The organism is Priestia sp. TGN 0903, assembly GCF_050846855.1.
Classification (GTDB): domain Bacteria; phylum Bacillota; class Bacilli; order Bacillales; family Bacillaceae_H; genus Priestia; species Priestia zanthoxyli.
This window is the reverse complement of the sequence record NZ_JBOZGL010000006.1, coordinates 178,413-190,349: the sequence shown is the minus strand read 5'-3', so window position 1 is coordinate 190,349 and position 11,937 is coordinate 178,413. Positions and strand designations below refer to the sequence as shown.

The 11,937-nt window shown below is 37.9% G+C and carries 15 protein-coding genes; 14 read left to right on the top strand and 1 reads right to left on the bottom strand.

Annotated features, from left to right (window positions below; genetic code table 11):
* The first annotated feature begins 66 nt into the window (after window positions 1–66).
* From ACRPLY_RS20420 to cudC, 14 genes are all read left to right on the top strand, one after another.
* Window positions 67–750, top strand: a complete 684-nt coding sequence (locus tag ACRPLY_RS20420; RefSeq protein ID WP_013059772.1) for a response regulator — start codon at window positions 67–69, stop codon at window positions 748–750.
* A 378-nt stretch (window positions 751–1,128) separates the two neighbouring features.
* On the top strand, window positions 1,129–1,560 hold the full coding sequence (gene fliS, locus ACRPLY_RS20415; RefSeq protein WP_081732844.1) for a flagellar export chaperone FliS: 432 nt from the start codon (window positions 1,129–1,131) through the stop codon (window positions 1,558–1,560).
* Between the two features lie 120 nt (window positions 1,561–1,680).
* Entirely contained in the window at window positions 1,681–2,118 is a 438-nt protein-coding gene (locus ACRPLY_RS20410; protein WP_028412008.1) for a YaaR family protein, read from the top strand.
* A gap of 106 nt (window positions 2,119–2,224) precedes the next feature.
* Window positions 2,225–3,070 (top strand): DegV family protein, encoded by an 846-nt coding sequence (locus tag ACRPLY_RS20405; protein WP_028412009.1) that lies wholly within the window; start codon window positions 2,225–2,227, stop codon window positions 3,068–3,070.
* 97 nt (window positions 3,071–3,167) lie between these two features.
* On the top strand, window positions 3,168–4,658 hold the full coding sequence (locus tag ACRPLY_RS20400) for a DEAD/DEAH box helicase (protein ID WP_432232099.1): 1,491 nt from the start codon (window positions 3,168–3,170) through the stop codon (window positions 4,656–4,658).
* Window positions 4,659–4,753: 95 nt separating this feature from the next.
* The gene (locus ACRPLY_RS20395; RefSeq protein WP_224980623.1) at window positions 4,754–5,347 is read left to right on the top strand and encodes a ComF family protein; all 594 of its coding nucleotides are present in this window, start codon (window positions 4,754–4,756) and stop codon (window positions 5,345–5,347) included.
* A gap of 61 nt (window positions 5,348–5,408) precedes the next feature.
* Complete coding sequence (locus tag ACRPLY_RS20390; protein WP_028412012.1) at window positions 5,409–5,822, top strand: TIGR03826 family flagellar region protein; 414 nt, start codon at window positions 5,409–5,411, stop codon at window positions 5,820–5,822.
* A 159-nt stretch (window positions 5,823–5,981) separates the two neighbouring features.
* Window positions 5,982–6,236 (top strand): flagellar biosynthesis anti-sigma factor FlgM, encoded by a 255-nt coding sequence (flgM, locus tag ACRPLY_RS20385; RefSeq protein ID WP_014457790.1) that lies wholly within the window; start codon window positions 5,982–5,984, stop codon window positions 6,234–6,236.
* Between the two features lie 21 nt (window positions 6,237–6,257).
* Window positions 6,258–6,719 (top strand): flagellar protein FlgN, encoded by a 462-nt coding sequence (locus ACRPLY_RS20380; protein WP_223546706.1) that lies wholly within the window; start codon window positions 6,258–6,260, stop codon window positions 6,717–6,719.
* Between the two features lie 18 nt (window positions 6,720–6,737).
* Window positions 6,738–8,261: a flagellar hook-associated protein FlgK gene (gene flgK / locus ACRPLY_RS20375; RefSeq protein ID WP_028412014.1), complete on the top strand. Its 1,524-nt coding sequence runs from the start codon at window positions 6,738–6,740 to the stop codon at window positions 8,259–8,261.
* 2 nt (window positions 8,262–8,263) lie between these two features.
* Window positions 8,264–9,145 (top strand): flagellar hook-associated protein FlgL, encoded by an 882-nt coding sequence (flgL, locus tag ACRPLY_RS20370; protein WP_028412015.1) that lies wholly within the window; start codon window positions 8,264–8,266, stop codon window positions 9,143–9,145.
* Between the two features lie 81 nt (window positions 9,146–9,226).
* Window positions 9,227–9,649, top strand: a complete 423-nt coding sequence (fliW, locus tag ACRPLY_RS20365) for a flagellar assembly protein FliW (RefSeq protein ID WP_028412016.1) — start codon at window positions 9,227–9,229, stop codon at window positions 9,647–9,649.
* 24 nt (window positions 9,650–9,673) lie between these two features.
* The gene (gene csrA, locus ACRPLY_RS20360; RefSeq protein ID WP_028412017.1) at window positions 9,674–9,904 is read left to right on the top strand and encodes a carbon storage regulator CsrA; all 231 of its coding nucleotides are present in this window, start codon (window positions 9,674–9,676) and stop codon (window positions 9,902–9,904) included.
* A 226-nt stretch (window positions 9,905–10,130) separates the two neighbouring features.
* Window positions 10,131–10,685 (top strand): choline uptake/conversion transcriptional regulator CudC, encoded by a 555-nt coding sequence (gene cudC / locus ACRPLY_RS20355; protein WP_028409671.1) that lies wholly within the window; start codon window positions 10,131–10,133, stop codon window positions 10,683–10,685.
* A gap of 42 nt (window positions 10,686–10,727) precedes the next feature.
* On the opposite strand, the gene ACRPLY_RS20350 is transcribed toward cudC, so the two are convergent.
* A complete protein-coding gene (locus tag ACRPLY_RS20350; RefSeq protein ID WP_016765895.1) occupies window positions 10,728–11,930 on the bottom strand; it encodes an iron-containing alcohol dehydrogenase in 1,203 nt (400 codons plus the stop codon).
* Window positions 11,931–11,937: the final 7 nt, after the last annotated feature.

Here is an 11,937-nt window from a genome sequence, read left to right as displayed (position 1 = left end):
TATGTATATAAATAGGGGTCAATATAGAGTAAAACATTTGTTGTTCGATTTGGGGAGGAATCAAACATGCAGACAAGAATTATCATAATCGACGATCACCAATTATTCCGTGAAGGAGTAAAAAGAATTTTAGATTTCGAAAAAGATTTTGAAGTAGTTGCAGAAGGTGACGACGGTAGCGAAGTTATTGACCTTGTAGAAGAACATCAACCTGATGTTGTAATCATGGATATTAATATGCCGGCTGTGAATGGTGTAGAAGCTACGAAAAAGCTTGTAGAAGTAAATCCGGATGCTAAAGTTATTATCTTATCTATTCATGATGATGAGACATATGTAACTCATGCCTTGCAAACAGGGGCACGAGGCTATCTGCTAAAAGAAATGGATGCGGATGCGTTAATTGAAGCGGTGAAAGTAGTTGCAGAAGGTGGTTCATATTTACACCCTAAAGTAACGCATAGTTTAGTAAAAGAGTACCGTCGACTAGCAGCTCAAGGACAGTCGTCTTCTTATCCGCACGAACCAATTGAGATTCGCCGTCCACTGCATTTGTTAACACGTCGTGAGTGTGAAGTGCTACAATTGTTGGCTGATGGTAAAAGTAACCGAGGAATCGGAGAAGCATTATATATTAGTGAAAAAACCGTTAAAAACCATGTGAGTAATATTTTGCAAAAAATGAATGTAAATGATCGCACGCAAGCTGTTGTTGTGGCTATCAAAAACGGTTGGGTAGAAGTAAGATAAGTTCAAAAGTCCGATATACCACTAGGTATATCGGACTTTTTTTTTCTTTTTATAACTTTTTTTGAAATTGTGGGTAAAAAGTCATGTGTAATGAGAGAGGAAACCAACCGATAAGTTAAGGGAAGAAGATATCTTCTAGGAAGGCGAAGGGTGATACCTCTGTGCATTTACTCGTCCTTCAACTTTCGACAAAAGCATCCATACCTCAAAACAATGTCCATCCATTTGATGCAAGCTCTTGTAAAGGAAGGTCTTCAATACATTCAGATACATATGAGGTCGTAAAAGAATTTATTCAAACCTCAACTGGTATACTTTAAAAATTTAAGAGTTATAGCGCAACACATAGAAAATGGATTTAAAGAAGGCAAGAAGGTGATGAAGCTGAATTTTATAACGGAAGAATTAATCTATCATAAATCTCCTCAAGAGCTAACAGCTATGATGTATGAAAAATTTATTCAAAATATTGATGAAGCTGTTAGAGCAATTCAACACAGCGATTATTTTACAGCGAATGAAAAAATTAAACAGTGCAACGATATTTTATATCGTCTAGGAATTGGCTTAACATATCAAGCAGGTATTATTGCAGAGCAGTTAGATACCCTTTACAACTATATGTCTGAGAGATTAATTATGGCTAATTTAAAAAAAGATACGTTTATTTTATGTGAAGTTCAACAAATGATGAAGAAGCTTTCTAACGCTTGGAATGAAGTGTTAAAAGAGACGCCTAAAGTTACCTCTTCGCCCCGCAAAAACAAGCTGTCTTCTTATGAACAGCACATACGTATTACTCTTAGCTAAAGGATAATCATCATATCCACGCATCAGATGCCTCTCGAAACTTTTCAGCTAATCAAGCAAGCACATCTAAAAGTCTAAACTGAATGAAGTGTATACTAACAGAGAAAGGAGAGATACATAGTGGAGTTACAGCGAATTAACGGTCTTTCTTCTTCCGTGAATCTCATTAGAGAAAAAGAAGTAAGTAGTTCGGCTTCATTTACAGGAGTAATGGTAAAGAAACAAAAAGAACTGACCTATGAACATTTAACTCAAGTGATAAATAAAATTGAAGAACAGGGAAAGCAGTTAGTAAAAAGTCAAACTATTGATTCTTTGCGGAAATACAAGACGCTTGTGAAGCAGTTTATGAACGAAGTCGTTAAAAATAGTTTTGAACTGCATGAAGAAAGAGGATTTAACCACAGAGGAACGACTAAAGTATATAAGCTAGTGAAAGAAGTGGATACGAAACTAGTTGACTTGACAAATGATATCCTTCAAAAAGAAAAAGACAGTTTAAATTTACTCAAGCAGGTAGGGGAAATTCAAGGTTTGTTAATTAATATGTATACGTGAAGGAGCTTTTACTAATAGGTAAACCTCTCGTTACATGCATTTTAATCCTAAATGTTGTAGAATAGAGTGAAATTATTTTATATAACAAAGGATGGATCCCTATCTTATGAAAACAGCAATTATTACAGATAGTACCGCCTATATATCAGAGGAAATTCGATCAAACTATCATATACATATGGTACCGCTAAGCGTTATTTTTGGTGAAGAAACATATCGTGAAGAAGTAGATATGACTGCAAAACAATATTTTGAAAAAATTAAAGAAGCAAAAAATCTTCCAACCACTTCTCAGCCTGCTATTGGAGAATTTGTAGAGTTGTTTGAACAGTTAAAACGAGATCAGTTCGATGCTGCTATCGTTATTACGTTATCTAGTGGAATTAGCGGAACGTATCAGGGTGCTTTGACGGCAGGTAGCATGGTAGAAGACTTTGATGTGCACGTATTTGATTCAGAAATCAGCTGTATGGTTCAGGGCTTTTATGCGATTGAAGGAGCCGAGATGGTCCGATTAAATAAACATCCTGACGAAATCATTGCGCGTTTCGAAGAGATGAAACTATCAATGCGTGCTTATTTTATGGTAGATGATTTATCTCACTTACAGCGCGGAGGTCGCCTAAATGCTGCTCAGGCTATTATTGGCAGTCTTCTTCAAGTAAAGCCCGTGCTCCATTTTGAATCTAAAAAAATCGTTCCGTTTGAAAAAATTCGTACGCGTAAGCGAGCATTAAAACGAATTACCGAGCTTCTTGATGAAGATGCAAAAGAAAACGTACCTATGAAAGCTGTAGTTATTCATTCTAATCGTGAAAATGAAGCAAAAGAAATTCAACGAGACTTAGAACAAGAATATCCTCATATTGAATGGAGCCTTTCTTATTTTGGGGCTGTCATTGGCACGCATTTAGGTGAAGGTGCCATCGGTATAGGCTGGTATAAAAAGTAATCGAAAACCAAATCATTTGATTTGGTTTTTTTGCAGGAAAAAACACCTTTTTTTGCGTATATAGATGTGTACGATAAAAATGGAAAGGAATGAAGAGATGCTTTTTACTGTTAAACAAGAACTGCTAGATCCCGTTCAAGTGCCTAGTCCTGATGCTTTTCCTCTCTCTCAAATCGATACGTGGAGAACTCCACCTTTAAATCCTTCATACCCTTACTCTTTAGATCTTCAGCGCTCTTTAAGCGGAAAGCAGCTGCTACTCAATCAGACTCCCTATCCTTTACCCCTCATTCATGAACATTACCTAAACGGATATATTTCCTATCAAAAAGCAATTACCCAAAAAGAAAATCGATACAGATGCAACCGGTGTGGAAGTGATAGCCCTTTTTATTTCGCTTCATTTCCATGCAGTAGATGTCACCAGAACTGCTACTATTGCCGAGCATGTATTGTAATGGGCAAAGTAAGTGAATGCACACCCTTTATAAACTGGGAAGGGCCAGCAAGTAATGTCCTGCCAAAAAGCAGCGTGATGAATTGGAAAGGCACGCTGTCTAAAGCTCAAGAACGTGCTTCAAATGAACTCATTCAAGCTATAAAAAAGGATGGAGAGCTGTTAATTTGGGCTGTTTGCGGAGCAGGAAAAACGGAAATTTTATTTAAAGGTATTGAATCCGCGTTGAACAGCGGAAAGAAAGTCTGTATTGCTACTCCAAGAACAGACGTGGTTATTGAGTTAAAGCCAAGAATTCAATCGGCATTTCCGGATATATCTGTGCTGGCTATGTATGGAGGCAGCGAAGACCGTTTTCATGAATCCTCTCTTATTATTTCCACCACTCATCAACTTTTGCATTATTATCAAGCATTCGATGTGCTGATTATTGACGAAGTAGATGCATTCCCGTATTCAACAGAGCCTATGCTGCACTATGCTGTTGCAAAAGCAGCTAAACACGTTGCGTCAAAGATTTATTTAACAGCGACTCCAAGTGAATCATTAAAAAAAGACGTTGAGCAAGGAAAAAAACAAGTAGTTAAAATTCCAGCCCGCTATCACCGAATGCTTATTCCTGTTCCTCGGTTTGAATGGTGTGGCAATTGGAAGAAAAAAATAAAAACAGATACCTTGCCTGCTAATGTTGAGAAATGGGTAAAAAAAAGAATAGATGAAGGGAAACAATGCTTTGTCTTCGTCCCGCAAATTAAGTGGATTGCTCCGATCACAGACATGATTCGAAAGCTGACCGAAAAGGTAGACGGTGTCCATGCTGAAGATTCCCAGCGAAAAGAAAAAGTAATGAAATTTAGAGAAGGGCAGCTCGTTATTTTAGTAACGACAACCATATTGGAGCGAGGCGTAACGGTTCCCAACATAGATGTTGCAGTATTGGGAGCAGAAGAAACGATTTTTACTGAAAGTGCTCTTGTGCAGATTTCAGGAAGGGTGGGGAGGAGTGCTCAATTTCCAACGGGAGACGTGGTCTTTTTTCATTATGGACAATCTCTGTCTATGCGAAAAGCAAAAGGACATATTAAACATATGAATGCTCTAGCTTATAAGGAAGGGCTGATTGATCGATGACAATATGTCTGATTTGTTTTGAACCTCTTGTCTCTTCTTTCGATTGGAGGTCATTGTTAAAATCTTCTTCAACGGATAGGATTTGCACTGTTTGCTTGCAAAGATGTCCCATCATCACCAGTAGCGTTTGCAGGGGATGCGGCCGCTCTCTTGCAGACCTGGCTCCTTCTCATTATGAGCTAGACACATGTAAGGACTGTCAGAAATGGAATGATGCTTCTTTTTTTAACCGTTCTCTTTATACGTACAGTGATTTTATGCAAAGCATAATAGAGCGTTTTAAATTTCAAGGAGACTATGAAATTATCCAAGCATTCAAGGAGCAGTGGTATAAGTTCTATAAAAAAGAATGTAACCCAAAAGCTATACTAGTTCCTGTACCTTTAACGGAGGAGAGATTATACGAAAGAGGGTTTAACCAATCTTTAGCACTAGCTGAACTGATCAGTGACAACATAGAAATGCCTCTTGTTCGTTGTTCAGGAACAAAGCAATCAAAGAAAAATAGGCGAAGTCGGCTGACAGAAAGGCTGGAATTTAAAGTAGTCGACTCCTCAATGGTTACGAATCAAGAATTTCTCTTGATTGATGACATTTATACAACAGGAGCAACCGTGCGCCAAGCGGCAAAGTGTTTGCAGGAAGCTGGGGCACGTTCAGTTCGTTCGCTCACTTTAATTCGTGCATGAAGATGTATAATTTAAAACTTTGACCGATAGTAAAATAAAAAACAAATGAGGAGTTTCGAATATGGGAACGTTAGATAATTGCAGGGAATGCGGTCATTTATTTGTGAAAATTGGATCAATAAGTATATGTAAATCATGTTTTGACAAAGAAGAAGCTCTGTTTCAACGTGTTTCTTCATTCTTGAAGAAAAGAGCAAATCGTACAGCAACGACTTACGAAGTGATGAAAGAAACGGGCGTTTCAGATTTGTTAATTCATCAATTTATTCGACAAGGTCGCTTAGTGTTAGCTAACTTTCCAAATATAAGCTATCCATGCATGCAATGCAACGCTCAGATTCGGGAAGGGAAACTTTGCCATTCATGCTCTCAAGAAATTAAACATGGGTTAGAAAAGCATAATCGTGAGATGATTCGTTCAAATGAAGAGCCCACGCGTCCCACCTATCGTTCTAACGAAAGGAAAAAAGAGTAAAAGTGTGCTGAATGTTTGCAGACTCTCTATCTATAGACCTATGTTTAAGGTGGACTGTGAAAATGGTCTCAACTTCCTTGCGGATGCTAAAGGTTTAGGTGGAAATTCCGATATAATGAATAGAGATAACGGATACAAATATAAAAAGAGGTGAGAGAGATGAAGATTAACCCATCGAACTTATTTGGAATAAATCCGTACAAAAAACAATCAGAAAAAACAGAACAGGTCTCTAAAAAAAATCCACAAGATCAGATTCATATTTCATCTGAGGCGAAGAAACTTCAGGGAAATGAACCATCTCCAGAAAGACTTGAAAAATTGGAGAAGCTCAAACAGCAAATTAACAGCGGAACATACGAAATTAACGGAAAAGAAATTGCTAAAAGTATTGTAGATTTCTATAAAAAATAAAAGGACTGACATTGATTGAACGTGCAAGAAATTCAAACGATACTAGAAAAACAAGTAACGCTTCATAAAAGTTTGTATGTCATTGTTAAAGAGAAAACGAATTTTATTATTAAACAAGATGTAAAGGCATTGACGGCTTCTTTGCAAAAAGAGCAATCTCATATAGCTGCTATTTCTGCACTGGAAACAAAACGTATAGAAGCAATGGAAAAAAGCGGACATACTGCTCGCTCCATTGAAGAAATAGCAGGCTCATTCTCTGAATACTCCATCTTGATACCCTTTCAAAAACAGCTAATAGATATCATTCAAGATATAAAGTATGCAAATGACTTAAACAATCAGCTGCTCACACAGTCTTTACAGCTGATTCATACCGAACTAGACCTTCTTGTTCCATCGAAGCGAGAGGATTCGTTCAATTACACAAAAACAAATAATAGATCGTTTCAGTCCAACTCTATTTTTAATTCGAAGGCATAAAGAACGGAGGAAAGCAGAATGAGTTCAACATTTCATGGTTTGCAGGTGGCTAAACGAGGAATGGACGCCCAACAAGCGGCTCTTTACACGATTGGCCATAACGTATCTAATGCAAATACGCCGGGCTATACGCGTCAGCGAGTAAGTTTAGAAACGTTCCCAGCTTATCCGGCCCCAGGGATGAATCAGACTGGGACTGCGGGTCAAATAGGAATGGGAGTAGAAGCCAGCACGGTAGAGCGAATACGTGATACATTTTTAGATACCCAGTATCGAGATGAAACCATTAAAGTGGGGTATTGGGATGCACGCGCTGGTGCTCTTGAAAAAATGGAGGAAATTATGAATGAACCTACTGAAGATGGACTTTCAGCTGTTTTTAATCAATTCTTTGAGGCCATTCAAGATGTAGCTTCACACCCTTCAGAAGCAGGAGCCAGGTCTGTTATGATTGAACGAGCTGAAGCAGTAGGCGATACTTTCTCTTATTTATCTACTTCTTTAAAAACGATTCAAGGTGATTTACAAAACGAGCGTGACGTAGCCGTAACACAAGTAAATTCGTTGCTAGAGCAAATAAATAATGTGAACCAACAAATACAAAACGTAGAACCAAATGGCTATTTACCTAATGATTTGTATGATGAAAGAGATCGGCTGCTAGATGAGATTTCTAAATTTATGCCGGTTTCTTTAGAGTATACAAAAAGCAGCGGGAACGCTTCTGCAACGTCAGAAGGAGTGGTAACGGTTCAGCTTCAAACGTCTCAAGGACCTATTACTCTTTTAGATGGGAAAACTCATCAAATAAATGCCATCAGTTTGACAACAAATCAAGATTCCTATGTGACGGGCATTCATATAGGGGATGAGATACGGAACCCTGAGTCATTTCCTCAAGGAAAACTTAAAGGGTTAATTGAGGCTTCTGGATATATAGATAATAGTGGTAATAGAACTGGTGTTTACGCTTCAATGATTGATGATTTAGATGAAATGGCATATGAATTTGTGAACTGGTTTAATGATAAGCACGAACAAGGTGTCACGCTAGATGGTGAGAATGGTGTGTCCTTTTTTAATGAGATTTCTCAGAAAGAAGGAGCTGCAACTGGAATTGTTATTGCTGATAAAATCAAACAAAACACAAACAATATCGCTGCTGCTTCTTCGGCCTCTTCTGAAGATGATGGAACTGGCCGCAAAGGAGATGGACAAAATGCTCAGCTGTTGTCTCAATTTCGTCAAAAGGTGCTTATTAATTCCGGAAACGGAGCTGTTTCATTAGATGGATTTTATCAATCTGTCATTGGCCAAATGTCAGTAGATGCCCAACAAGCCAACCGCTTAAAAAGTAATTCAGAAACTCTCCAAGGAGCTGTGGAGCAAAGGCGCCAGTCTACCAGTGCAGTTTCATTGGATGAAGAGATGACCAATATGATTCAGTTTCAGCATGCATATAACGCTAGTGCCCGTATGGTGACGATGATTGATGAAATGCTTGATAAAATTGTAAACGGTCTTGGAACTGGAGGAAGGTAAAGATGCGTGTCACACAAGGAATGTTAGCGGCTAATTCGTTAAAACAGATTAGCAATAGCTATAATAAGCTGGAAACCCTTCAAAACCAATTATCAACGGGAAAGAAAATTACTCGTCCTTCCGATGACCCGGTAGTCGCTACGAAAGGAATGGCGTATCGGTCTAATCTTTCTGAAGTAAATCAATATAAACGTAATTTAACAGAAGCTCAGTCTTGGTTTGATAGTTCAGAATCAGGACTTGAACAAGTCAATTCCATTCTTCAGCGCACTAAAGAGCTGGTCGTGCAAGGGTTAAACGGTACGAATGAAAGTGATGACCGACAAGCGATTGCACGTGAAATTGAACAGTTAAAGCTGGATTATATGCAAGTCGGCAATACGCAGGTGGCAGGAAACTATATCTTTAACGGTGTAAATGTGGGAGCACCGCCGATTAGTGAGAATGCAAGCGGTATGATAGAATCGAATATTAATCTGGATCCTTTTTCGGTTGAGGTATCAAAAGGTATCCAGCTGAGAGTCAATATTCATCCTGAAAACATCTTTGGACAAGGTGCATTCGACTTAATGAACAATGTTCAAACAGCTTTTGAACAAAACGATGTAAACTCACTAAAAGATCTTTCTACACAGGTAGACACGCAGCTGTCTACGCTATTAGCGGAGCGATCTGAATTGGGAGCAAGGAGCAATCGGCTTGAGCTGATCGAAAACCGCCTTGATTCACAGGAAATTACGGCTACTAAGATGCTTTCAAATAATGAAGATGCAGATATTGAAAAAGTCATTACGGATTTAACCGTACAAGAAAGCGTGCATCGTGCTGCTTTGGGAGTAGGGGCTCAAATTATTCAGCCTACGCTGCTAGATTTCTTGCGTTAAAAAGCTCCTTCTACACAGAAGGAGCTTTTTTATAATGAAAAAAGATAACAAGAAAAAATTAATTAGCAAAGGTGTGATGAGATGAAAATTTCCACAAGCTATCATGGAGATATAGAAATAGATAATCAGCAAACACTGACATTTAATCAAGGGATTCCAGGTTTTTTGGAAGAAACTGAATTTGTTATTTTACCACTTCCGGAAGCCGAAGCTTTCCAAGTTCTGCAGTCTACTCAAACCAAAGAATTAGCTTTTATTATCACGGATCCATTTCAGTTTTTTTTAGATTATGATTTTCAACTAGAACCTCAGGAAATCGAAAAGCTTCAATTACAACAAGCGGAAGATGCAGCTGTTTACGTATTGCTTACGATGTCAGATTCTGTGGAAAAGATAACGGCTAATTTGCAGGCTCCTGTTATTATTAATACAAAGCAACAGCTTGCTAAGCAAGTGATTTTAATGAATACAGCTTACGAAACGAAGCACAGGTTATTTGAGTAAGAGGAATAGATAAGGAGTGAGTCCATGCTTGTTTTAACACGAAAGTTATATGAAACAATCAAAATAGGTGATGAAATTGAAGTGACCGTCCTTGCAGTTAATGGTGATCAAGTAAAGTTAGGAATTCAAGCTCCAAAGTCTGTAGATATTCATAGACAAGAGATTTATGAAGAAATACGTAATGAAAATAAAAGTGCTTCTCAAATTACATTACATGCTATTGATATGCTGAAACAATTACCGAAAAAGAAATAAAACAATCAGATTGAAAATAATTAAAAATATACCGTATAAATAATATCTAAATCGGGAAAGATAAACATATAGTATTCCCCACTATGTCTTAAGCCTTTCTCTTTAAGAGAAGGCTTCTTTTTTATCAAAAAATTGAACTGAATTTCTGTTTTTTTCCTTTTTATCGTGTATCATTAAATTTATTAAGTATAATTCAAATAAATTTAACAAAAGAGGAGAAGAGTAAATGAGTGATGTTCAAGAGTATCATGATTTATTAAAAGAAGCCGAAGATGTGGTTGTCAGTGCTTTAGCTGATACGATGGATTTATATGGTGTTACACCTTCAGTAGGAAGGCTGTATGGCATGCTTTATTTTATGGATGAACCTGTTACATTAGATCAAATGAGTGAAGAATTGGGTATGAGTAAACCAACGATGAGTACATCTATTCGTTCACTTCAAAATATTGACATGGTCCACAAAGTGTGGAAAAAAGGTGTTCGAAAAGACTTATATGAAGCAGAAAAAGATTTTTCTAAGTCCTTTTTTTCATTTTTCTGTAAGAAGTGGCAAAGAGAAATTTCAGTTAATTTAGAGGCAATCGAAGAAGCGGAAAACAAGCTGCAGATTCTTTTAAATGATGAAGATGTACCTGAGGAGATCGCAGTAAAAGCAAAGCGTAATTTAGCGCAGATTATAGAGTCCAAACATTATTATCATTTCTTGAAAAAAGTAGTGAAAGTTTTTGACGACCGAAGAATCATCGATATTTTAAATGAAGAATTAGCGAAAGAGTAACATAAAAAAGGCTGTTGAAAAATCAACAGCCTTTTATCATTTTTATACGGTTAATGGTGTAGCTTCAAAACAGCGGTTATAAATCCATTCGTAACTTTTTACAGTTAAATCACGAGGATTCCCAACTGTTTGAGGATCATTAAATGCTTCTTGCGCTAAGCGAGAAACCGCTTCTTTTGGAACACCTTGTTCTTCTAAAGAAGGGATTTGTACATCTTTAACTAATTGATATACTTCACGAACAGCTGCTTGAGCTGCTTCTTCAAGTGTTAGTTCATGTGTATTAACCCCTAGAGCTTGAGCTATGCGCGCAAATTTCTCAGGCTCACCCATCCAGTTATACTCCATTACAGGACCTAGCATTGCTGCTACGCAAGGGCCATGGGCAATTGGATAAATGCCTCCTAATGTTTGAGCCATCGCGTGAGCTGCTCCTGCAGATTCACTTCCATATGAAAGGCCAGCAAGCATAGCTGCATGCGCCATTCCATAGCGTGCTTCGATATCCTGTCCATTTGCAACTGCACGTCGTAAGTATTTTCCAACGTACTCAATAGCCAATAAAGCAACAGAGTCTGTCATTGGTTGCGCAAAGTGGCATGTATAACACTCAATTGCATGAGCTAATGCGTCAATTCCTGTACCGGCCGTAATATGTGAAGGCATAGATACGTGCAGTTCTGGATCAATAATTGTTAAGTGAGCAGCAATTAAAGGTCCACCTGTATTAAACTTAAACTCACGAACAGGATCCGTAATGACGGCCCATTGTGTGACTTCGCTTCCTGTACCCGCAGTTGTAGGGATTGTTGTTAAAGGAGGGATACGTTTTGTTAAAGGTTTTTTTCCTTCAGCTGCTTCATAATCTAAGACGGGAGCATTATGAGCTACTTCTACACCAATAGCTTTTGCCGTATCCATTGAACTTCCGCCTCCAACAGCTACTAGTCCGTTGCATCCATTTTCCTTGTACATTTTTGTGCCGTCTGCTACTACGTGAATAGAAGGGTTGGCTTCTACTTGGTCAAATAGAATAACGTCTACGTCCGCTTCTTTTAAACTAGCGATTACGGGATCTGCTAAACCTACTTTTTTTACACCAGGATCTGTTACTAATAAAACTTTAGACACACCTAGGTTTTTTACTTCCTCTCCAGTATGTTTTACAGCACCAATTCCATGTTTTACAACCGTTGGCATCTCAAAACTTTTTAAACGTTCCATTCTTTCAAATCGCATAAACATCTTTAAA